Below are 21,195 nucleotides of genomic sequence, written 5' to 3'. Positions count from 1 at the left end.
GTCGTCAGAACCGCCGGGGATCAGGAAACGTACGTATCAGGGATTGATGCCCTTGCTCTGCAGCCAGGCCATCGGGTCGATCCCGGTGTCGGCGCCGCCGGGGTGGACCTCGAGGTGCAGATGCGCCCCGGTGACATTGCCCGTCGCACCCACGCGCCCGATGACGTCACCGGTGGCGACCTTCTGCCCCACGCTGACGCTGATCGAGGACTGGTGGGCGAACCACAGCTCGGTGCCGTCGTCGAGCGTGAGCACCGTCTTGTAGCCGTACGACCCGTCCCAGCCTGCCGAGGTGATCGTGCCGCTGTGGATCGCCTTGATCAGCGTGCCCGTGGGCGCGGCGAAGTCCAGACCGGTGTGGTAGCCGGAGGACCACAGCGAGCCGGCCTGACCGAAGGTCGAGGTGATGGTGTACGAGGAGGTCGGCAGCGTGTAGCTCTTGGCGAGCTCGGCGAGGCGCTCGGCCTCTGCCTTGGCCGCTGCCTCCTCCGCCGCCTTCTTCTTCGCGGCGGCTTCCTTGGCATCGGCCGCCTTCTTCACGGCGGCGGCGTCGTCGGCGGCCTTCTTCACCGCGGCGGCCTGGGCGGCCTGCTGGGCCGCGGTGTCGGCCTGGTCCTTCTGGACCTCGGCCTGCTGCATGATGCGGGCGCGCAGGACCTCGCCGGCGTCCGCGGTGCCCTGCTCGGTCTCGGCAGTGGTCAGACCGGCGCTGCTGAGCGGAGTGGTGGAGCCCTCTGCCTCGTCGTCGGAGGTGTCGTCCGAGAGGATCGTGCTCACGGACGGCAGGTCGGGCAGCGAGATCGAGACCGGCGGCTTGTTGGGCGCCGCGGTGGCCATGCCGCCCGCGCCGACCGCGGCTATGACGCCGACGCCCAGAACGGTGGAGCTGCGCGCGAGTCCGCCGCCTCCGCGCTGCTTGCCGACACGGTGCCGGCCGCGGATGGGACGGAGGGAGTCCTCGGTGGGATTCCACTCCTCCCGGGGGCCCTCGTCTTCTTTGCCGTAAACGAAGGTGTGCGTTTCGCTCGGCGGATACGAGGTTGCCTGGGCAGGCGGGTTGGACGCCACGTGGGCGTGCTCCTTTCCTTCCTTCTCGCCTACCGGGTTAGCTGACGGGTTCGGAGCAGGAAGGTCTCCTACGCGCGTCAACCGCTGGTGTTCCCACCTGCGAAAGACGCTCGATTCACCCCAAGTTGGTGGTTCCCCGGCTCCCTTGCGGGATTAGGCGCATGCGCACGGAGCCGTCTCTCGTGACGGCTGGGACGACCGCGCTGCGTTATCGAACGTTAATAGACGCGGGCACCGGATTCCAAGCCGTTCGGACTGATCATTAACGCTTCTGGCCAGGACTTTCGGGTCATCACCGGCGTAAAACGGGCGAGTTGACCACACCTCATCAGTCACAACACTCTTGACGGTATGTCAGTTGTTATGCGGAGGGGCGTCACTCGATCACCCCGGTGACAACGGGGGCCAGAACCCCTCGAGGCCGGAACCTTTCGGGGCCAGAACCTCTCACGGACGCCGTACGGCGAGCAGCGCCATGTCGTCCGTCGTCCCGCCGCCCGAGTGCCGGCGGACCTCGTCGGCGAGCGCGGTGAGCAGTGCGCCGGGCGCGGGGAAGGTCCGTCCGGTGAGGAACGCCGCGGGATCGTAGAAGCGCCCGCGCTCGTCGCGGGCCTCGGACAGCCCGTCGGTGTGCAGGAGCAGCGTGGCCCCCTTCGGGAACTCCGCCTCCTGCGCACGGTCGGGCAGGCTGCCCAACTCGCCCAGCCCTAGCGGCAGTGCGGGCTCCCCGGCGTCGAGTGTGACGAGCGTGCCGTCCGCGTGCAGGAGCAGCGGCGGCGGATGGCCGCGGTTGACGATCCGTACGACCTCCTCGCCGCGCGGGATCTCCGCGAGGACGGCCGTCGTGAACCCCTCGAAGGCGTCGAGGCCGTCGCGCCGGGCGCCCTCGCGCTCCAGCGCCCGCTCGAGCCGCCCGGCGACCGCCTCCAGCGTCGCCTCCTGCTCGGCGGCCTCCCGGAACGCCCCGATGACGACGGCGACGGCCGCCACGGCGCCCATCCCCTTGCCCCGTACGTCACCCACGACCAGCCGTACGCCGTACGGGGATTCCTGCACCGCGTACAGGTCCCCGCCGATGAACGCGTCCTCCTGCGCCGCCTCGTACCGCGCCGCGACATCGAGCGCGCCGATCCGCTCGCCGGGCTCCGGCAGTACGGCGCGCTGAGCGGCCTCGGCGATCTCGCGGACGGAGGCGAGGCGGGCGTTGCCGCGCCGGACGAGGACGTTGATGAGGGCGGCCAGCACGGCGGCCGTCGCCACCGTGGCCATCTCGGTGACCGCCTCGGCCTGCGTGACGACGCCGAGCCGGGTGTGGACCACCAGCGCCGCCACCACGGCCGATACGCCGGTGAGCACGGTGCCGCGCAGCGAATAGAGGGGAGCCGCCACCAGCGGGGCGGCAGTGAAGAGGGGCCCGCCGGTGAAATCCCTCGGCGTGAGGTACTCGTACAGGGCGCCGGCGGCGATGAGCAGCACGGGGAGCACCCGGACGAATCTGCGCGTGTACGAGATCCTGCGCGGGTTCGCTCCGGCCGACCGGGCGGGCTCTCCGTCACCCAGCCCGGGATCGGGCACGGGGTCCCCGGGCAGCCGCCCACCGGACCGGTCGTATGCCGGGTCGTACGAGCCGTCGCGCGGGTCGTACGGATCCCCCGCCCGCTGCGTACCTGTTCGCTGCCCCACCCGTCCAGGTTTCCCGGAGCGGGGTCGGGGGGCGACCCCTGTGGACCTTCCGGGGGATGCGTACACGTCCCCCGGAATACACCAAGGGCCGGAACTCGTGAATCCGAGTTCCGGCCCTTGGCCTTCAGTAGCGGGGACAGGATTTGAACCTGCGACCTCTGGGTTATGAGCCCAGCGAGCTACCGAGCTGCTCCACCCCGCGTCGTTAAACCCAACTATACGCCACTCGCGGGACACCCATTACCAACGTTGCCGTCACCCCTCGGTCGGCCCTCGGTCGGCCCTCAGTCGGCAGGATTCCCGGCGTGCGTGAGCGTCTCCCAGGAGACGAACAGATCGTCCGTGCCGGACGGCCTCGTCTGCTCGGCCAACCGGTGGGCGGCCGGGACGTGGACGTCGAGCCGGTCCTCCAGATGGTTGAGCGCGACCTCCAGGTCGGGCCCCATGTTCCGGTCGACCCGCCCACCGCACAGCCACCCGGGCGCCGTCTCCCCCATCTGGTACCTGGCGTGGAAGTCGAGCGCGGCCTTCAGCCGGTCCTTGACGTCGCGGTAGAGGTCGATGCCCTGGTGCCAGGCGGTCTCGGCGATGTGTGCGGTGGCGGCGAGCGAGTACCCGACGTGCTTGAAGTTGCGGCAGGTCTCCTGCGAGACACCGTCCGTGTACCGCCGCTGCCCGAACCAGTACGTGGTCAGCTTCTGCGGGGTGTCGACGGTGCTGCCGACGGGCGTCAGCGGCACCTTCCCGTCCTTGGCCAGGTAGAAGTACGCGGGCACGCGCTGCCGGAACCGCTCGACGGCGTCGCCGAACGCCTTGTGGTCGTCGAGGAACACGGCGATACCGATCGCGGCATCGGTCATGACGAGATCCCAGTTCCCGTTGAAGTCCGGGACTTTTTTGCTGACCTCGGGAAGGTAGGCGGTCCGCAGCATGCTCTGGAACCGCGCGACGCTCGCCGCCGGCCAGGTGGCTCCCGTGTGCCGCACGATCTCCCCGGCCCGCGCCCAGGTGGACCCGGCCCACGCGGTCTGCAGCCCGGCGTTCCCCGCCGTGTGCTTCTTCACCTTCCCCGACCAGGCGTCCATGATCTGAACCGCCTTGTCGGCGTGCTCCTGCTTGCCCGTGATGCTCCACAGCAATGCCTGCGTGTACGCCGCGATGGCGTCCTCGCGCTCCTCGACGCACCCGTGCCCGGCCCGGCTGCCCGGCGGGCACTCGACGGTCGCGTACGGCTCAGCCCGGTACTTGTACGACCCGTACTTGCTGTCCCGCATGTCCAGGAACGCCTGCAGCCACGGCTGCTTACCCGCGTCCACGTGCTCGCGTACGGCGGCCAGCTGGTCCTTGCTGACGAGCACCCCGGGATGCTCGAACGCCGCGTCCTCGGGCCGCGCCCGCACGGTCCGCGTCTGCCCCGTCATCCCGCACGACGCCACCAGCCCGACCATCAACGGCGCCAACAGCACCACCACCACACGCCGCCCCACTGAACCCATCGCTGCTCCTGCCTCCGAGTCGGCTCAGTTGCAGCCTGACGCGTGGGTGACGGGGCCGCAGGATCTCTTAGGCCGCACGGGCGCGGGGTGACTTTTTCGCCCCGGCCGGGGCGAAATCCAGCCCCCCCGGCGTTTGAGGAGCGGGGTCTGGGGCGGAGCCCCAGGAACAAGGGACGGGCAGGGGCGGAGGGGGCGAAAAACCCACCCCACACCAGCCCCCACGCACCCCGCCCGCGCTACCCCACCAGATGCCGATTGGGCGCCACCGCCCGCTCCTCGTACTCCGGAAGCACAACCACGTAAGCCCCCGCCCCCTCAAGAACCCCGCTCCCGTCGGCCCCCGCCACGAACGTGTCCGGCTCCCGCCAAGCGGTGACAACCCGCCGCACCCCGGCGTCAAGAATGAGCCGCGCACACGGCAGGGGCCGCGACGCCCGCCGAGCACACGGCTCAAGACTGCTGTACACCGTGGCCGACGCCAGCCGCGGATCACCGGCATCGACCTTGGCAAGCGCCGCCTCCTCCGCGTGCACCACGGAATCACCCCCCTCCCGGGAGTACCCGCGCGCCAGCTCGGTCCCGTCCGCCGCCACCACGACCGCCCCCACACTGAACGCGGTCTCCGACACGGGACACAACGCCGCCAGCTCACAAGCGACCCCCAGCCAGTGCCGGTCGGCGGCGGAGGCGAGCCCCCCGACCCCGGGCGCGGTGGGGACGTACCGAATGAGCACGACGTCCCCGACGGCCCGCGTCTCCACCATCCGCATCCGCCCGAGGGGATACGGGCCGGGCCCGAAGAGCCGAGGCGCGTCCGCCTCCCCCACGAAGAGCGGCGCGACGGCAAGCTGCAACTCGTCCGCGAGCCCCTCCCGCATCAACTGCGTGTGCACCCGCCCGCCCCCCTCGACCATGAGGCGCCGCACACCTCGTACGTCATGAAGGTGCGCAAGGACGGCCCGCCAGTCCACCTCGGTCCCGACCGGGACGACGTCGGCGTCCAGCCCCAGCGCACGCAGCCCGCGCAGCCGGTCGGCGCCCTTGTCCGTCGTATAGACGACCTTCTCGCCGCCGGTGTGCCAGAACTGCGCACCGGGATCGAGGTCACCGGACCCGCTGACCGTGACCTTCAACGGGTACTCGGAGCGCCCCGCGGCGACCCGGGCCGCGCGCCGCTCGGCCGAGTTGACCAGCAGCCGGGGGTTGTCCGTGCGGAGCGTGCCGGCGCCGACCAGGATCGCGTCGCTGGACGCCCGTACCTCGTCGACCCGGTCGAAGTCGGCCGCGCCGGAGAGCAGCAGCCGTTCGGGGCCGGTGTCGTCGAGGAAGCCGTCGAGGGAGACGGCGGCGGACAGCAGGACGTAGGGGTGGGGCATGGGGCGCACCCTCCAGCTCCGAGCTCTCGGCTCTCAGTGGTTCAAGTAGTCGATCAGGCTGATTCAAGTTGCTTCAAGTTGGTTCAACTTTTAAACAATACCTACACTGGGGGCATGACGACCCGCTGGCTCTCCCCCGCCGAACAGCGCGCCTGGCGCTCGTACATCTCCGCGACCTCGCTCCTGGAGGACGCGATCGACCGGCAGCTCCAGGCACAGGCGGGAATGCCCCACCTTTACTACTCCATCCTCGCCATGCTCTCGGAAGCGCCGGACCGGCGGCTGCGGATGACCGACCTCGCCGAGGTCCTGAAGATCACCCGCAGTCGGCTGACGTACGCCGTGACCCGGCTGGAGAACGACGGCACGGTACGCCGGGAGGGCTGCCCCACCGACAAGCGCGGGCATGTCGCCGTGCTCACGGACGAGGGCATGGCCGTCCTGGAGCGGACGGCGCCGGGGCATGTGGAGACGGTACGGCGGGCGCTCTTCGACCGGTTGACCCCCGAGCAGGTGGGGCAGCTGGAGGAGATCTGCGAGAGCATCGCGCGGGGGATCCAGGGGGAAACTCCCGGGACTTACGGGGAAGATCTGCCGTGGCGGCGGCGTTCATCCACACCATGAGGCGCGGGCCGCGCGAGCGGTGAGACGTACAAGACGCTTACAAGTGACTGCGTAAGCCGCAAAACGTATTGCTTGAACTTTAAAGCAGCGTGTACTGTCTCCCTCCAAGGATGTGCTTCAAATCTGAAACACAAGCTGGCACGAACCCGCCGGACCGGAGAGACAACATGCGCGACTACCCCACCGCCACGGTGCGCACCCGAGTCACCGTGCCCCTGCGTTTCGGCGACGGCTACTCGGTCGACGCGGAGCTGGTCACCTTCCACGGCCTCACCGACGGCCTGGAACACCTGGCCGTCGTCCTGGGCGAACCCGGGGCGAACCCGCTGGTGCGACTGCACTCCGAGTGCCTGACCGGCGACGTCTTCGGCTCGGCCCGCTGCGACTGCGGCCCGCAGCTGCGCGAGGCGGTGGAACGGATAGCGGAGCGCGGCGGCGTCCTGCTCTACCTCCGCCAGGAAGGCCGCGGCATCGGCCTCTACAACAAGCTCGACGCGTACGCCCTCCAGGACCAGGGCCTCGACACCTACGCCGCGAACGCCGCGCTCGGCCTCCCCGAGGACGCCCGCGACTACACGGCGGCCGCCCAGATGCTCCAGGCCCTGGGCATCGACTCCCTGGACCTGCTCTCCAACAACCCCGACAAGGCCGAGCAGCTCCGCGACTTGGGCATCGACGTCTCCCACCGGGTCCCGACAGGCGTCTTCACCACAGCCCACAACGTCCGCTACCTCCGCGCGAAGGTCCTCCAGACCCACCACACGCTTCCGCTCCCGGAGCTCACGGCGGGCTGACCCCTCCAACTCGCGGCACCGGACCGGCGGCCTAGGCCCCGCTGTGCCGCGTCAGGCAGGTGAAGTACACCTCTCCGCCCCACCACCCTGAGCTCTCCGCGAAGCTCAACACCGCGGCACGCGCCGGGGTCTGGCACAACACCGGAACTTCCGAGAACGCCCCGCCGTCCTCCGGCGCGTACCGCAGCAGGTCGGTGCACTGATAGGCCGGTGCCTCGATCAACAGGACCGCCTCCCTGGCGCCGCTGCTCCACGAGCCGGTGTAGACGAGGCAGAACGAGGTGGCCACATCGCCCTGGACCTTGGGCGCCTGGATCACGCTGACCTGTTCGGGCCCGGCCTCCGGCTCGGACTCCCGCAATGGCGTGCTCCCGACCGCAGATGACTTCCCGTCATCCTGCGCCGAGCTGTCACTGTCACCCTCGATGTGAGCGACAGCGGCCCCGGCAAGCGCACCGAACACGGCCACAGGCACGATCACGGCCCCCCACCACAGGAACGGCCGACGACTCGACGGAATCGGCAGCCGGACGATCGGGATGTTGTCGAGGGTGTCGCCGTTGTGGAAGCGGACGAGTTCCTCGTCGGGGCGCAACGGGCGCTGAAGCTTGTCGGTCATGGTCCCCCTCGGCGTGTGGCATGCCGCGCGGTGCGCGAGAGGGGAAGTCTTCCGCGCCGCTACGCCCGTCGCGGCCGCTATGGGGCACTGTCACCACTCCGTGCGAATCGGACGGGCGGGATGACTGCGGACCACGGACCACCCCGCCCCCGAAACACACCAAAGCCCCAGCTCAGAACGCTCTGAACTGGGGCTTCCCGGTAGACCCTGTGGGACTCGAACCCACAACCAATGGATCAAAAGTCCTGGCCAGAGCATGACGGGTGATTCCGGATGCTCTCTTGGCGTCCGAAACCGCCTGGCCAGGAGGACTTCGCCATGCGTCGGGGTTCGGTGCCTGACGGCTCCTGCCGGACCGTCCGCTCACGCCGAGCACCCCGCATGAACTGCACGGAACACCCCGGACGGGCCACGCTTGCGGATCCATCCAAGATCACAAAAATTAGGCTCGACCCTACGGACACCGGCCCGTTCGACGGGCAGCCTGGGTGCATCGGCTCAGCCTCGTTCCCGTGACGCGGATCTTCAAGATCAGCAAATGCATCAACTCTGATGCCGACCCGCGCCCTCACGGCGGCGAGTCTTGTACGCAGTGCCTTAAAGAAGCTCGGCTCGTTGGGTTCAGCCGCGTGTCCGTCTGATCGCGTGGGTGAAGCCGAGGTGATCACGAAATTTGCCCAGCGGGGTAAGGACTTCGCGGTGCGAGGCGGAGAGGCTGGTGCCCGAGGTGGGGAGCAGTCGATGAGCGGGCTCGCGGTGGAAGTCGAAGTCGTTACTGCCATTTGTGCTGCGCGGGTTCTGATTCGCCAACTCCGAGGGCTGTTGGTGGACATCGGTAACGCAATCCGCGCCTGGCGCTCCGTGCGCGACGCCTTGCGGGACGAGCAGGAGGAACACCAGGGCTGACCCCTGCGCTCGCTCCGACTTGGCTGCGGGCGGTCGGCGCCAGGCCAGGGCGCTCGGCAGCCGAGACCGCTGTCACCGCTGGGCTGGATCGCTGCGGCCGGCCTGGTGGCGAAAGGGCGCGGCGTTCCGTTCGGAGCGGAGCCGACGTTCCGAGTCGGCGCGTTCCGTTTCGGAACAGCCGCAGGTGCTGGTCAGTTCTGAACAGGCACCGCTGATCATTTACTCTGCGTCTCCGTCGGCAGCGAGTGACGGCGCACGGTCGTCAAGGGCGTGCGGACGACGGCGACACCTCGGAATCAACCCAAGGGGGTCACCGGGACGCTGCAGAAAACGGGTGAGAGCGCCGCGCGGAGCAATCTACGATCGTTCGTCATGGGCGTGTACATAGGCCGACATCGGACAGATGCGGCACCGAAGCGAGCATCAGAGTCGGATGCCGAGTTCTTCGAACGGATCGCCGGTCCGTTCTGGGACCAGGTTCGAGATGTGATCAACGAGTGGTGGTCGCACTTTCCCCCCGATACTCAGCCCGGCCTGCGTAGTCGGCTACGGGATCGCAATTCCGACGCGAACGTCTTCTCCGCGTTGTGGGAGCTGTACGTACATGAGATGCTGCTCGGCTCCGGTTGCACCGTGGAGATCGAGCAGCAAGTAGGCACAGGAGGCAAGTACCCAGACTTCCTGGTCACCCGTGGCGACAATCAATTCATTGTCGAGGCGATCTGGACAGCCGAGAATCTGGACGCAACCGGGAGCAGCTCGCTCCCGCCTCAGGTGGTGGACGCGATTGACCGCGTTCCGAGCCCAAACTTCTACGTGGCATACAAGGTTGACAGCGTTGGCTCGACCACGCCGCAGCAACGGCGGTTGAAGAACGAGCTGACACGATGGCTGGCAAGCTTGGACCCCGACCAGGTCACTGCCGAGTATGAGCAGAAGGTGCCGCTACCCAGGCATACCTGGCAGGAGGCAGGTTGGCGCCTCAGCTTCGAGGCGATCCCCCGCAGCCCCGGCAGGCGAGGCGATCCGACGAGCAGGACAATCGGCTTCCATCCCTCTGTGTGGGTCGCCGATGACTCAGATCGAGTACTCAAAGCCGTGAGAAAGAAGGGCAGCAAGTACGGCGACTTGGCGCTGCCATTCATCGTGGCGGTTGGTAATTCGGCGGTCTTTCCCGAAGATGAGGACACCGAGAGCGCGTTGTACGGGACCTCGGTCGAGTCCGTCCACCGCACCGGATCGACGTTCGGTCGCAATGCCGACGGCTACTGGACTGCTGCGCAAGATCACACCCATAGCCGGGTCAGCGGCGTACTGACCGTCGACAACCCGGCACCTTGGACCTGGGCGAAGAAGGTCCCAGTCCTCTGGCAAAGCCCCGCACCTGACTCGCTCCCGGCCCCCGTTCTCCCCACCTGGGAAACGGCACAATTGGTCGATATTCGCATCGAACGCCAGCCCGCGGCTCGCCCCATCCACACGTCTCTTGGTCTGCCTGAGCACTGGCCGATCGGGGACGCTTTTCCCCGGCGTCAGCCAAGCACCGAAAGCTGAGGGCCCGACGCGAACGGGCGGATGCGCCACCTGTGGAGAGTGCCCGGGGACCAGAGCAGGTCCCCTTGTCGACCGGCTACTGCTCACCGTCGAACGTGCGACCGCATCCATACCAAGACAGGGGCCACCGTCCCCAACGCGTCACCGCAGGTCGCATCTCTTCCTCCTGTATGCCCTACCTCGCGCACCCCAACTGCCAGACTGCAAAGTTCTGTTGTGCGCCCTCGGCAGACTGGCCGCGCTCTCGACGCGACCCTTGCGCTGTTCGGCTCGTAAACTTCTCTGACCACTACTACGGCACCAACTCCTCGTGCATCATGGCCTCTTGTGGAGCCGGGCTCTGATGACGCGGGCCTCGTTGTTGCCGCCTGAGGAGCCGTGAACTGCCGCGTGCCTGGCGTCATCGCAGCGCGTCGATGGCCTTCACAATCAAGGCGCGCGCATCGGCCCCGTACACGGCCATGCTGTGCAGCTGCTCGAAGGCCTTCAGGTACAGGACGATCTCCGACGGCTGCGTGATGTTCACCTCCGCCGACAGGAACTCCACCGACACGAGAGTGTCGTCGTACACATGGAACGTCTCGATGGGCCACTGCCGTCGCTCGCGCGCGGCCATGGGGACGATTCCCAGCGACACCTGAGGCAGCGCCCCAGCGGTGAGCAGGTAGCCGAGCTGCGCGGCCATCGCGTCCTCGTCACCCAGCTGCGGGTACAAGACGGACTCTTCCATGAGCAGGACGAAGCGATGCCCTGGTTCGTGGATGATGCGGGAGCGTTCGACCCGGGCAGCTGCGGCCGCGGCGCCGTCGTTGAACGGGATGCCGCGGAAGTCGGCAATGTTGCTGAGCAGCGCGGCCGCGTACCCCTCGGTCTGCAGCAGGCCCGGGACCATCGTCGAGGAGTAGACCCGGAACAGGCGGGTGTCGTGGAAGAACTGCACCACGCTGTCCTGTAGCTGCTTCATCCCCCTGCGCACCTGGTGTCGCCACTCGCTGTACATCGACTCGGCGTTCAGGGACTGGGTGATCAGGTCTTGGGCCTGGTCGGCCGCGTCGCAGGCGGTGGCCCAGGCTCGTATGTCCTTGGCCGAGGGGGCGGTGACAGCGTTCTCGACGCGGGACGTCTTGGAGTGATGCCAGCCGCACCGGCCGGCCAGCTCAACGACCGTCAGCCCAGCGTTCTTTCGGAGGTCGCGCAGCCGGAGGGCGACGACTTCGCGCGCGGCTTGGGCGGACGAGGACGGGGAAATGGGCATGAGCTGGCCTGTCCGGTGCGTGCTGTCGGTCTGTCAGTGGATTTCGTACTGGTCGTGCGGGGTGGCGCGCGCCCACACCGCTTCGAACGCCTCGGTGCAGAGCTTGGCGGCGGACGGGTCGTCCGTGATTTCCTCGCCGGTCCAGGAGCCGTCGCCGGCGAAGTGGTTCCAGTGGACCCACCGCTCGTCGAAGAGCCAGAAGTCGTTGCCCGGGAGGGCGATGTCGGAGGCACGTCGGCGCGGCAGCCACCGCACCTGCTCGCCCGCGGCGACGTTCGTGAAGGTGCCGTCGTACAGGAACTTCGTGTACTCGCTGACCGGCTCGGACACGATCCGGGCTCGGCGCACGACGATGCCGCGGCCTACGGTCTCCTGGATCAGGTCCAGCCACGGACGCCACCAGGACTCGCGGTCGCCGGGGTTGTGACGGAACCCGTTCCGCCAATCGGCGAACGGACCCTCCTCGTAGTCGACGGCGTAGGAGTCGCGCATCTCCAAGTGCACTGCGGAGCGCGTGCAGCTGGCGATCAGCTCATCGAATGTCGGCACGCTCGACGGCATCGCACGCCTCCCTGATCATGTGCACCATCCTGGCGGGGATACGGATCACTGCCTCGCCTTCCGGGATCCCCTGCGCATGGCCGGGAACCTCGAATGCGGCGCATTCCGCCTCCAGTTCGGGCCCCGGCGTCCAGCCCTGGAAGACGAGTTCTTGCTGCTCCTGGTCGACCCACACCGTGGGACTCTGCTTGTCCCCGGTGTTGGGGTCGATGCCGATGAACAGTAGCGACATGGCTGCCTCCGTCGATGGGATGTGCAGTTGTGTGCAACACCGTCACCCTGGAGGCGGAGTCGGTCAAGAGGGCAAAGTAGCCACCACTTGGGCCGATGAAGCCGCGTAAGCAGATCTGCACATTGCTGGCTACACCGCACACCGCGCTCCTAGCGTCGTGACCAGCGGCAGCCCGACCCTTCTGCCCGTGCACACGCCGCGCACCGGTGCCTGGGCACGCCCACGCCAGCGGAGGCACACGGATGAAGACGACCATGGACCCGCCCATCACGCTCGAACTTCCCCTCAGAGACCCCGACCCGGTGCCCGACTGTGGTGTCTGCCAGGCCCTCGCTCGGCAGCGGGCCGACGCTGTGGCGGCCGGGAACGCGTCGCGTGCGACGGACTGCAGTGTCGAGATCCGCAATCACCCGCACCCCGGGCGCAAGCGGCAGCGGGCGTGAGCGGCACGCGGTGGGAGTGGCGGGACTCCGGGAGCTCGTCCGGCCACATGCAGAAGGTCGCCGACAGCGGCACGTTCAACCGCGTGCAGGCCGCGTACCGCGCCTTCCTCGGCCACGCCTCAGGGTGCGGCGACTGCGGGCACGGGGCGACGCGGTGCCCGACAGCAGACGATCTGTGGCGCGCGTACCGCGCTGCGCAGAGGTAGACCGCCCGGCCCGTACCCCGCGCCAAAGGGGGCGGGCGGGACAGCGAACGGCCCCGGACGGTTGCGCGTCTCCCGTCCCGGGGCCGTTCGTGTGAGACGGGGTCCGGCCTGGTCCGGACCCCTGTGTGGGGCAGTGACCCATGCAGGTCGAGAAGGGGAGCCCACCCGCCCACATCACCCCACAGGGTCACAACACGGCCATACCTGCCACACAACGGTGCTCCTCCCACGATGATGCGACTCCACCGCACACGTCCTGGGGGGACCCATGCGCCGCACCACTGGCACCGTCCTGCTCGTCGCTGTCCTCGCACTGGCGGGCTGCTCCAGCCCGGACGGCAACACAATGTCCGAAGCCAAACCGAGCCCCACACCGACCATCGAACCTGGCGAGAAGTTCGTCGCAGCCGTCATCGACGCGCATCTGGACTCGTACTCGACCGGCGTACCGGCGGCGGACGAGCTGCGGTTGTTCCCGCCGGAGTGGTGTTCTGCGCTGGGTGGCGGTCACAGTGTGGAGTGGATGCTCGGTGACGGGGGTCTGTATCCGGTCGGGCAGGAGTGGGGTACGGAGAAGTCTGATGCGTATGAGCTGCTGGTGTTGGGGGTGGAGTCGCACTGTCCGAAGTACTTGGAGGCGGTGTTGGAGGAGTTGCGGGCGTCGGGCGAGTACTGAGCCGTGGCGTGCAGGGCCCCGCTCCGGGAGTTGTCCAGGCGGGGCCGCTCAATGTCATGATCGTCTGCACTTCGGTTGAGCGTCGGCTGAGCTACCGATCTCCAGACCCTCAAAACGCACTCAAGGCCCAGATCAGATTGCCTCTGACCTGGGCCTTGTCGGTAGACCCTGTGGGACTCGAACCCACAACCAATGGATTAAAAGTCCACTGCTCTGCCAATTGAGCTAAGGGTCCACGCACCGGTCCACGGCGATCCCGTGGAGGATCCTGTGGCGATGCATCCCCGAGCATAGCGGGACGCGGCCGGGACTCCGATCGGGTATCGGTGACCCGGCCACGCCAAAAGCGCACAAGGTTACGGATCGACCGGTTCGGGCAGCCCCTTGCGGGCCGCCTCGCGGGCGAGGGTGCGTTCGTGGTCGGGGTTGAGGAACCAGTGGCGGGCCGAGACCAGCCACCAGGTCGTGGCGAAGCCGAGGACGACGAGGACGGCGACCGGGGCGTAGTTGAAGGTCTCCCAGGTGACGGGGGAGACCTGGGGGAGCATGAAGAGGATCGTGATCACGACGACCCAGAGCACCGACACCACGCCGATCGGGCGGGACCAGCGGCCCAGGTGCCAGGGCCCGCGTTCGAAGGCGTCGCCCTTGCGAATCCGCAGGAGGGTCGGGATGACGTACGCGATGTAGAGGCCGATGACGGCGATCGAGGTCACCGCCGCGTACGCCGTGACGTTGATCAGGTACGGGAGGCCGAGGACCAGGGCGCCCAGCGCGGCCAGCCAGACCGCCGCGACCGGCGTCCGCGTGCGCGGGTTCACCGTGTGCCACAGGTGCGAGAAGGGCAGCGCGCCGTCGCGTGAAAAGGCGTAGATCATGCGGGAGTTGGCCGTGACGGACGCCATTCCGCAGAAGAGCTGCGCGCCGATCACCACGAGCAGGAGCAGTTTGCCCGCCGTCGCGCCCAGCGCGTCGAGCAGGATCTGGGCCGGCGGCACCCCCGTCGGCGACCCGAGGGCACCGTCGTACGACTGGATCGCGAACGTGAAGCCGAGGAGGAGGACGAAGCCCGCTATCCAGGAGGTCCAGATCGAGCGGACGATGCCCTTGGGGCCGGCCGTCGACGCGTCGTGCGTCTCCTCCGTCATATGGGCGGAGGCGTCGTACCCGGTGAAGGTGTACTGCGCCATCAGCAGGCCGAGGGCGACGACGTACACGCTGCTGCCCCAGCCCGTGTTGTTCACGAACTCCGTGAACACGAAGGAGGCGGACTGGTGTTGGTCCGGTACGAAGGTCAGCGCGCCGACGATGACTCCCACGCCCAGCACGTGCCACCACACGCTGACGTTGTTGAGGAGGCCGACGATGCGCACGCCGAAGGTGTTCAGCAGCCCGTGCAGGACCAGGATCCCTGCGAACAGCAGCACCGTGCGGCCCGGTGTGACCTCGAAGTCGAACTGCAGGTTCAGATAGGCGCCCAGGAAGGACGCCGCCCCGAAGTCGATGCCCGCCGTCACCGCCACCTGGCCGAGGACGTTGAACCAGCCCGTGAACCAGGCCCAGGCGGCGGCCGTACGGGACGGGGCCAGCCGGTGGGCCCAGAAGTACAGGCCCGCGGAGGTCGGATAGGCCGAACAGATCTCGGCCATCGCGAGGCCGACGAAGAGTGTCATCAGGCCTACGGCGACCCAGCCCCAGGTGATCACGGCGGGGCCGCCGGTGTTCATGCCGAACAGGTACAGCGTCAGGCAGCCCGACAGGACCGAGATGATCGTGAAGGAGACCGCGTAGTTGGAGAACGCCGACATGCGGCGGGCGAGAACCTGCGTGTAGCCGAGCTGGGCAAGCCGTTCTTCGTCAGAGAGTTGTGCATCCGACAGCCCACTCGCTCTGGCATCAGGCGTGGAGTTTGTCATGCCCCCAGCGATTCCCTCGCCGGGGGCATGACATGCGTCACGCGATGGCCGAAAACTGCGGCTAGAAGATCCCCTTGTAGCCCTGCCAGCCAGTGGCGATCTTCGTACGCGCCCCGAACGACCCTGCGCCGTTGCCGTAGTTGCGCCAGAGGTTGCCGGCCGTGTCGCGGGAGACGAGGTCGGCCTTGCCGTCGCGGTTGAGGTCACCGGCTCCGACGATGACGTTGTAGGAGCCGCCCCAGTTGACGAAGACCTTCACGCGGGACGCGAAGGTGCCGTTGCCCTTGCCGTAGTAGCGGTAGAGGTTGTTGGCCTTGTCCTGTGCAATCAGGTCACCGATGCCGTCACCGTTCAGGTCCCCGACGCCGACGACCTTCTTGTACGTCTTCCAGTTGTCGTAGAGCTTCACGCGGGCGGAGAGCTTGCCCGCGCTGGTGCCCTTGTACAGGTAGACCGCACCGGTGGAGGTGTTGCGGGCGATCAGGTCCGGGAGGCCGTCCTTGGTCACGTCTCCGGGCGAGGTCAGCACGTCGTACTGGTTCCAGCCGCTCGCCCCGAGTGTCGTGTACGACGTCGACGGCTTCAGCGCCGCGTCACAGCCGGGCTTGTAGAGGCGCAGGGCGCCACTGCTCAGCCGTACCAGGACGTCGTTGCAGCGGTCCCCGCTCAAGTCCCCGAACGGCACCGCCTTGATGCTGGTGGCCCAGCCCGAGCCGCTGACCTTCCCGGAGAACGTGCCCGTACCCGTGCCCTGCTGGAAGGTCAGGGCGCCCGAGGAGTTGAGGGTGAGCAGGTCGCCGACGGCGTCGCTGCCGAGGTGGTCGTGGCGGACGGGCTCGCCCTTCACCAGCTTGACCGTGCCGCTCACCGTCAGCGGGGCGCCGACGCCGTCGGCCGGAGTGACGGTCACGGTCCAGTCGTAGGAACCGTTCGGCAGGTACGCGTCCCCGGTCCTCTTCGGATCCAGCCCGTGCCAGCCGACGCTCAGCTCGCCCCGCGCGGCCGTGCCGTCCCTGCCGTCGCCGTAGACCTTGCCGGTCGCGCGGTTGCGCACCGTCAGGTCCCAGCCCGAGGACGGCTTCGACAGCAGGAGGGTGGTGAGGGTGTCGGGCGTCGTGTCGACGGTGTGCGCCTCTACGGACGACACGCTCTCGGCCGGCGCCAGCAGGCTCAGCGGCTGCTGCGCCACACCGGACGGCACCAGGTGCACCTGCTCCTGATCGTCCACGTAGGCCGCGTTCGCCCCGGACTCGTCGACCGTCCAGCGCACATCGCGCTGCGAGACGCCGGTGTCGGGCAGCTCCCCGATGACCCGGCTCGCGGCCGTCCCGTCGGCGACCGTGGTGAGCGTCAACTGCCCGGCCTGCTTGTCGTGCGTGACGACGAACCCGTCGCCGAGCTTGGCCTCGCCCGTCGGCACGGGCACGGACTTCTTCGCCGTACGGTCGTAGACGCCGGCCTTGCCGTCGCAGGTCCAGTAGAGATAGCGGCCGAGCGCCTGGAGCTCGGTGGGCGCACACCCGGCGTCGGTGGTGACGGTCTCGGTGGTCTTCTTCGTCGTCAGGTTGTACGCGGTGACGGTGCCGGGGGTCGTGCCGGCCGTCCAGAGAATGTCGCCGGACAGGGCGGCGGCGCCGGAGGTGCGGGTGACGACGGGGGTGTCCCCGCCGTCGATCTTGTAGACGTTCTGCAGGGTCGAGGTCGTGTGGATCACGTACTGGCCGGACACGTCGGTGATCTGCCCGCCGGCAGGGACACGGATCTCCCTGAAGCCGTACTCAGCGGGCCCGTTGACCCGGAGAAGGTCGTATTCGGCCGAGCCCTTCATCAGCCAGACGGCACGGTTGTCGGCGGTGCCGTAGATCCGGCAGCCGCCCTCCGCCGACGGGCAGTCGTAAAGCAGCGTGTCCGTCCCGTCGTACGAGGAGCGCGCACCGAACTGGGGCGTGCCGGTCGCGGTGACGGTCCGGACATAGGTGTCCCGGTACCCGGCCCAGCTCTCGTCGGCGACCAGGAGCCGCCCCTGGTCCAGCGCGAGGCCCTGGATCTCGTACGGCGGCTTCGGCAGCGCCTTGATCTGCGTGACGACGGGCTTGCCGTCCTCGCCGGCGTGGATGCGCTGGATACCCCAGTCGTCGACGCCGGCGCCGGTGCGGCCGATGACGACGGCGTTGCCGGACGGTGAGGCGGATATGCCGTCGTTGGAGGAGGTGAGCAGGGTGATCGGGTCGCCGCCCTTGATCGGAACGGCGGTCACCTTGGTGCCGCCGGCGGGCCGGTGGACGAGCCAGTCGCCGACCACCGAGAGGTCGTCGGCGGGGGACACGCCGTCGGTACCGTCCAGGGTCACCTCGACGGGGGCTGCCGAGAGGTCGGCACGGGAGTAGACGTACACCTTCGAGGCGGACGGGCCCCCGTACTGGACCAGGTAGTCGGGCGACAGCTCGGTGTAGGCAGTGCCGCTGGGCCGGGCCTGGGTCCAGCTCTGGACCTGGCCGGTCTGCGGGTCGACGGCCACCGACCGGTGGGTGCCGTCGATCGCGCCGCTGAAGATGAGCGAGGTGGCGTCAGCACGCAACGGCCCTCCGAGCTTGAGCTCCTCGGGGATACCTGAGACGACCACGTCACGGGTGGTCCCGTCGGGGCCCGCGCTCAGCAGGTGGTTGACCCGCGTAGTGGTCCCGTCCTCGGCGGTGACCGTCTCGAAGGTGGCGACGATGTCGCCGAAGGTCCCGGACCACACGCTGCGCCCCTCGGGGATCTGCAAGGTGCTCATCGTTCCGTCGACGGCGTTCCACAGGTCGACGTGACCGTCCTGGTAGCGGAACGCCGCGACGTCGCTGCCCGTCCCGTCGTCGACGGCCAGGCCCGTGGAGGCCGCAGGCACCTCGAAGGACTTGCCGTCCGAGTACCGCGTCCACACCAGCCGGGTGGGGTCGTAGAGCCGGTGGAAGACTCCCTGACTGCCCGCCCCGTCCCCGCCGTAGGTCTCGTCGGAGTTGAAGAGACTCGCCCGCGTGTAGCTGCTCTGGAGCGTCGCCGGTACCACCGTCTCCTGCGCCGCGTCCGCCGCTGAAGCGACCGGCAGCAGCGGGCTCAACCCGCCCCCGAGAACCGCGGATGCCGCCACGACGACGGCGACGCGTCTGACGCGCGAGTGACGTACGAAGGCATGACGAATCAAGGCGAACCCTCCCCAGAAGCCACGAGAGGAAGCGGGCCCTGCATCAGATGTCCCCGGCCCCGGCCGTCGCATCCCTCTCAGAAGTCGGCTGATCTTACAGCCAGTTCGAAAGCACTGGGGAGAGCTTTTTTCCAAGCGGCCGAACGACAGAGCGCCGTGGCCCACCCGGAACGGGTGGGCCACGGCGCTCTGCCTAGGTGCTTACTGCCCGGCGTCAGCCGTTGCGCTTCCAGCGCGGCTTGTCGTCGCGGCGGCCGAAGGAACCGGTCGCGGTGCCGGTGCCGGTGCCACCGCGGTGGTCGTCACGACGGCCGGTCGGGCGGTCGTGGCCGCCGGAGCGGAAGCCGCCGGTGGGACGATCGCCCTGACGGTCGCGGTTGAAGGGACGGTCGCTGCCCCGGTGGGTGGACGGACGCTCGTCACGACGGTCACGGTTGAACCCACCACTCGAGCCGCCCGAGGGACGGTCGTCGCGACGGAACCCACCGCGGTCGCCGCCACGGTCGTTGTCACGACGGTCGTCGCGACGGAAGCCGCCCGACGGACGCTCGTCACGACGGTCACGGTTGAAGCCACCACCCGAGCCGCCCGAGGGACGCTCGTCACGGCGGAAGCCACCGGAGGGACGGTCGTCACGACGGAACCCACCGCGGTCGCCGCCACGGTCGTTGTCGCGACGGAAGCCACCACCCGACGGACGCTCGTCACGACGGTCACGGTTGAAGCCACCACCCGAACCGCCCGAGGGACGGTCATCGCGACGGAAGCCACCGGAGGGACGGTCGTCACGACGGTCACGGCGCTCGTAGTTGCCCCGGTCGTCACGGCGCGGACGCGACTCGTACGACGAGGAACGCTCCTCGCGCACCGGCGCGGCGACCGGCTCCACCACTGCGGCCTCGGCAGCCGCGGCCTCCACGACGAGCGCGGCCTCGGCGAGCGCGGCATCCGGGTCGTCCCCACGCTCACGCGCGGCACGGGCGACCAGGCGGTCGGCCTCGCCACGAAGCTCGACCGCACGACGCTGCGCGCGCTCCAGTTCCTTGGTGAGCTGCGTGACCTCACGCTCGGCCTGCTGAGCGGCGTCGCCCGCGGACTGGGCCTGGACCTCGGTCATCGACCGGGCGCCGGTGATCTCGGCGACCTCGGGCTCGAAGGCCGTACCGGAGTTGATGATGTGACGCGTGGCGTCGACGCCCGCGTCCTCCATCAGCCGGAAGATCTGGCGGCGCTGGTGCGGCAGGGAGAGGGATACGACGGTGCCGCTGCGGCCCGCGCGGGCCGTACGGCCGGAGCGGTGCAGGTAGTCCTTGTGGTCGCCGGCCGGGTCCACGTTCAGGACCAGGTCGATGCCGTCGACGTGGATACCGCGGGCGGCGACGTCGGTGGCGACGAGGGCGTTGACGTAGCCCTCCTTGAAGTCGGCCAGCGTCCGCGTCCGCGCGCCCTGCGTCATTCCGCCGTGCAGCGCGTCGGCCTTCACACCGGACTCGCGAAGCTGCTCGGCGATACGGTCGGCGCCCAGCTGGGTGCGGACGAAGATGATCGTGCGGCCCTTGCGGGAGGCGATCGCGGCGGTGACCGGCGCCTTGTCCTTGGGCTTCACGATGAGGATGTGGTGCGACATGGTCGTGACGTTGCCCTGGGCGCTGTCGACCTCGTGCGTGACCGGGTTGCTCAGGTAGCGCTTGACCAGCGTGGAGATCTCGTTCTCCATCGTGGCCGAGAACAGCATGCGCTGGCCGCCGCCGGGGATCTGGTCGAGCAGCTCGGTGACCTCGGGCAGGAAGCCCAGGTCGGACATCTGGTCGGCCTCGTCGAGGACGGCGACCTGGACGTTCTCGAGCGAGCAGGCGCCGCGGTTGATGATGTCGCGCAGACGGCCCGGGGTGGCGACGAGGACGTCGACGCCGCGCTCCAGGGCGTACATCTGGTTGCTCATCGACGTACCGCCGCAGACGACCTTCATCTTCAGGCCGAGTACGTCGCCGTACGGCTGAAGCGCGTCCGCGACCTGCATCGCGAGCTCACGCGTCGGCGTGAGGATGATGCCGCGCGGCTTCTTCTTGTCGGTGTGGCCGCCGGACAGCGTCGCGAGCAGCGGCAGACCGAAGGAGAGGGTCTTGCCGGAGCCGGTGCGGCCGCGGCCGAGGATGTCCTTGCCGGCCAGGGCGTCCGGGATGGTCGCGGCCTGGATCGGGAAGGGGGCGGTCACGCCGTTCTGCGCGAGCTTGCGGACGATTCCGTCGGGGAGACCGAGGGAGCCGAAGGTGATCGCGGGGGTCTCGGGAGCGGACTCGACGCTCGTGTCGGCAACCGTCTCGACGGTCGTCTCTGCGGTCTCGACGAGCTGGGTGCCCTCGGTGTCGGCCTCGATGTTCTCGTTGTTCTCGGGCACGACGACGTGATCAGTACTGGAAACAGACATGCGAAATGCGAACCTTCCGGAGTTCTACGGCACGCGCCCAAACTCCGTGAAGTCGCAATCGACCGCCTCTATGCGGTCCGGCCACGGCAAGGGAGAGTACGCGCCACGCGACGCTCTCTTCTTGGCGCCGGGCAATTGGTATCAAACGATCTACTACCATACGCACCCCTGCCC

General features: G+C 68.7%; 17 protein-coding genes, 2 tRNA genes and 1 riboswitch. Of the genes, 6 read left to right on the top strand and 13 right to left on the bottom strand.

The genetic code is table 11. The annotated features are described in order from the left end of the window. Window positions 1-36 precede the first annotated feature (36 nt). The 5 genes from OG266_RS23380 to OG266_RS23360 form a co-directional block, all read right to left on the bottom strand. Window positions 37-1,068 carry a M23 family metallopeptidase gene (locus tag OG266_RS23380; RefSeq protein WP_266459118.1) on the bottom strand — a complete coding sequence of 344 codons (1,032 nt, stop codon included), beginning with the start codon at window positions 1,066-1,068 and terminating at the stop codon, window positions 37-39. Window positions 1,069-1,079: 11 nt separating this feature from the next. After that, a riboswitch (cyclic di-AMP (ydaO/yuaA leader) is annotated at window positions 1,080-1,238 on the bottom strand. A gap of 277 nt (window positions 1,239-1,515) precedes the next feature. Continuing rightward, on the bottom strand, window positions 1,516-2,751 hold the full coding sequence (locus OG266_RS23375) for a PP2C family protein-serine/threonine phosphatase (protein ID WP_371548215.1): 1,236 nt from the start codon (window positions 2,749-2,751) through the stop codon (window positions 1,516-1,518). 128 nt (window positions 2,752-2,879) lie between these two features. Continuing rightward, window positions 2,880-2,953 (bottom strand) — tRNA-Met (locus tag OG266_RS23370). A gap of 82 nt (window positions 2,954-3,035) precedes the next feature. Beyond that, window positions 3,036-4,247 (bottom strand): alginate lyase family protein, encoded by a 1,212-nt coding sequence (locus OG266_RS23365; RefSeq protein ID WP_266459112.1) that lies wholly within the window; start codon window positions 4,245-4,247, stop codon window positions 3,036-3,038. Window positions 4,248-4,483: 236 nt separating this feature from the next. After that, entirely contained in the window at window positions 4,484-5,623 is a 1,140-nt protein-coding gene (locus tag OG266_RS23360) for a dihydrofolate reductase family protein (RefSeq protein WP_266459109.1), read from the bottom strand. Between the two features lie 114 nt (window positions 5,624-5,737). Here OG266_RS23360 and OG266_RS23355 point away from each other — a divergent pair, with 114 nt between their 5' ends. Continuing rightward, the gene (locus tag OG266_RS23355) at window positions 5,738-6,247 is read left to right on the top strand and encodes a MarR family winged helix-turn-helix transcriptional regulator (protein ID WP_266459106.1); all 510 of its coding nucleotides are present in this window, start codon (window positions 5,738-5,740) and stop codon (window positions 6,245-6,247) included. Window positions 6,248-6,414: 167 nt separating this feature from the next. Then, window positions 6,415-7,041, top strand: a complete 627-nt coding sequence (gene ribA, locus OG266_RS23350; RefSeq protein WP_266459104.1) for a GTP cyclohydrolase II — start codon at window positions 6,415-6,417, stop codon at window positions 7,039-7,041. 31 nt (window positions 7,042-7,072) lie between these two features. Here the strand turns inward: ribA and OG266_RS23345 are convergent, their stop codons facing one another. After that, window positions 7,073-7,660, bottom strand: a complete 588-nt coding sequence (locus tag OG266_RS23345) for a hypothetical protein (protein WP_266459100.1) — start codon at window positions 7,658-7,660, stop codon at window positions 7,073-7,075. Window positions 7,661-8,305: 645 nt separating this feature from the next. Here OG266_RS23345 and OG266_RS23340 point away from each other — a divergent pair. Both OG266_RS23340 and OG266_RS23335 read left to right on the top strand, forming a co-directional pair. After that, window positions 8,306-8,566, top strand: a complete 261-nt coding sequence (locus OG266_RS23340; protein WP_371548212.1) for a hypothetical protein — start codon at window positions 8,306-8,308, stop codon at window positions 8,564-8,566. Between the two features lie 372 nt (window positions 8,567-8,938). Further along, a complete protein-coding gene (locus tag OG266_RS23335) occupies window positions 8,939-10,120 on the top strand; it encodes a hypothetical protein (RefSeq protein ID WP_266459094.1) in 1,182 nt (393 codons plus the stop codon). 400 nt (window positions 10,121-10,520) lie between these two features. On the opposite strand, the gene OG266_RS23330 is transcribed toward OG266_RS23335, so the two are convergent. From OG266_RS23330 to OG266_RS23320, 3 genes are read right to left on the bottom strand one after another with little or no spacing between them, the layout of a single operon-like run. Continuing rightward, window positions 10,521-11,375 (bottom strand): helix-turn-helix domain-containing protein, encoded by an 855-nt coding sequence (locus OG266_RS23330; protein WP_371548210.1) that lies wholly within the window; start codon window positions 11,373-11,375, stop codon window positions 10,521-10,523. 33 nt (window positions 11,376-11,408) lie between these two features. Beyond that, window positions 11,409-11,936 carry a DUF6879 family protein gene (locus tag OG266_RS23325; protein WP_371548208.1) on the bottom strand — a complete coding sequence of 176 codons (528 nt, stop codon included), beginning with the start codon at window positions 11,934-11,936 and terminating at the stop codon, window positions 11,409-11,411. Further along, window positions 11,908-12,168, bottom strand: a complete 261-nt coding sequence (locus OG266_RS23320) for a hypothetical protein (protein WP_266459079.1) — start codon at window positions 12,166-12,168, stop codon at window positions 11,908-11,910. Before OG266_RS23320 ends, OG266_RS23325 begins: the two co-directional genes overlap by 29 nt. A gap of 242 nt (window positions 12,169-12,410) precedes the next feature. Here OG266_RS23320 and OG266_RS23315 point away from each other — a divergent pair, with 242 nt between their 5' ends. Further along, window positions 12,411-12,611: a hypothetical protein gene (locus OG266_RS23315; RefSeq protein WP_371548206.1), complete on the top strand. Its 201-nt coding sequence runs from the start codon at window positions 12,411-12,413 to the stop codon at window positions 12,609-12,611. Window positions 12,612-13,085: 474 nt separating this feature from the next. Beyond that, window positions 13,086-13,493 carry a hypothetical protein gene (locus tag OG266_RS23310; protein WP_266459070.1) on the top strand — a complete coding sequence of 136 codons (408 nt, stop codon included), beginning with the start codon at window positions 13,086-13,088 and terminating at the stop codon, window positions 13,491-13,493. A gap of 162 nt (window positions 13,494-13,655) precedes the next feature. Here OG266_RS23310 and OG266_RS23305 read toward each other — a convergent pair. From OG266_RS23305 to OG266_RS23290, 4 genes are all read right to left on the bottom strand, one after another. Continuing rightward, window positions 13,656-13,728, bottom strand: a tRNA-Lys gene (locus OG266_RS23305). A 121-nt stretch (window positions 13,729-13,849) separates the two neighbouring features. After that, on the bottom strand, window positions 13,850-15,409 hold the full coding sequence (locus OG266_RS23300; RefSeq protein WP_371548204.1) for an amino acid permease: 1,560 nt from the start codon (window positions 15,407-15,409) through the stop codon (window positions 13,850-13,852). 61 nt (window positions 15,410-15,470) lie between these two features. Next, window positions 15,471-18,593, bottom strand: a complete 3,123-nt coding sequence (locus OG266_RS23295; protein ID WP_371548202.1) for an FG-GAP repeat domain-containing protein — start codon at window positions 18,591-18,593, stop codon at window positions 15,471-15,473. A 214-nt stretch (window positions 18,594-18,807) separates the two neighbouring features. Next, entirely contained in the window at window positions 18,808-21,021 is a 2,214-nt protein-coding gene (locus tag OG266_RS23290; protein WP_371548200.1) for a DEAD/DEAH box helicase, read from the bottom strand. Between the last annotated feature and the right edge of the window lie 174 nt (window positions 21,022-21,195).

This window comes from Streptomyces sp. NBC_00554, assembly GCF_041431135.1.
GTDB lineage: Bacteria > Actinomycetota > Actinomycetes > Streptomycetales > Streptomycetaceae > Streptomyces.
The sequence above is the reverse complement of the archived record's forward strand: the minus strand, read 5'-3'. Positions and strand labels throughout refer to the sequence as shown.

Coding starts and splice junctions, on each gene's coding strand:
- OG266_RS23365 (WP_266459112.1), bottom strand. CDS start 4,247: ATGGGTTCAGTGGGGCGGCGTGTGGTGGTGGTGCTGTTGGCGCCGTTG.
- OG266_RS23360 (WP_266459109.1), bottom strand. CDS start 5,623: ATGCCCCACCCCTACGTCCTGCTGTCCGCCGCCGTCTCCCTCGACGGC.
- OG266_RS23355 (WP_266459106.1), top strand. CDS start 5,738: ATGACGACCCGCTGGCTCTCCCCCGCCGAACAGCGCGCCTGGCGCTCG.
- ribA (WP_266459104.1), top strand. CDS start 6,415: ATGCGCGACTACCCCACCGCCACGGTGCGCACCCGAGTCACCGTGCCC.
- OG266_RS23345 (WP_266459100.1), bottom strand. CDS start 7,660: ATGACCGACAAGCTTCAGCGCCCGTTGCGCCCCGACGAGGAACTCGTC.
- OG266_RS23335 (WP_266459094.1), top strand. CDS start 8,939: ATGGGCGTGTACATAGGCCGACATCGGACAGATGCGGCACCGAAGCGA.
- OG266_RS23330 (WP_371548210.1), bottom strand. CDS start 11,375: ATGCCCATTTCCCCGTCCTCGTCCGCCCAAGCCGCGCGCGAAGTCGTC.
- OG266_RS23325 (WP_371548208.1), bottom strand. CDS start 11,936: ATGCCGTCGAGCGTGCCGACATTCGATGAGCTGATCGCCAGCTGCACG.
- OG266_RS23320 (WP_266459079.1), bottom strand. CDS start 12,168: ATGTCGCTACTGTTCATCGGCATCGACCCCAACACCGGGGACAAGCAG.
- OG266_RS23315 (WP_371548206.1), top strand. CDS start 12,411: ATGAAGACGACCATGGACCCGCCCATCACGCTCGAACTTCCCCTCAGA.
- OG266_RS23310 (WP_266459070.1), top strand. CDS start 13,086: ATGCGCCGCACCACTGGCACCGTCCTGCTCGTCGCTGTCCTCGCACTG.
- OG266_RS23300 (WP_371548204.1), bottom strand. CDS start 15,409: ATGACAAACTCCACGCCTGATGCCAGAGCGAGTGGGCTGTCGGATGCA.
- OG266_RS23290 (WP_371548200.1), bottom strand. CDS start 21,021: ATGTCTGTTTCCAGTACTGATCACGTCGTCGTGCCCGAGAACAACGAG.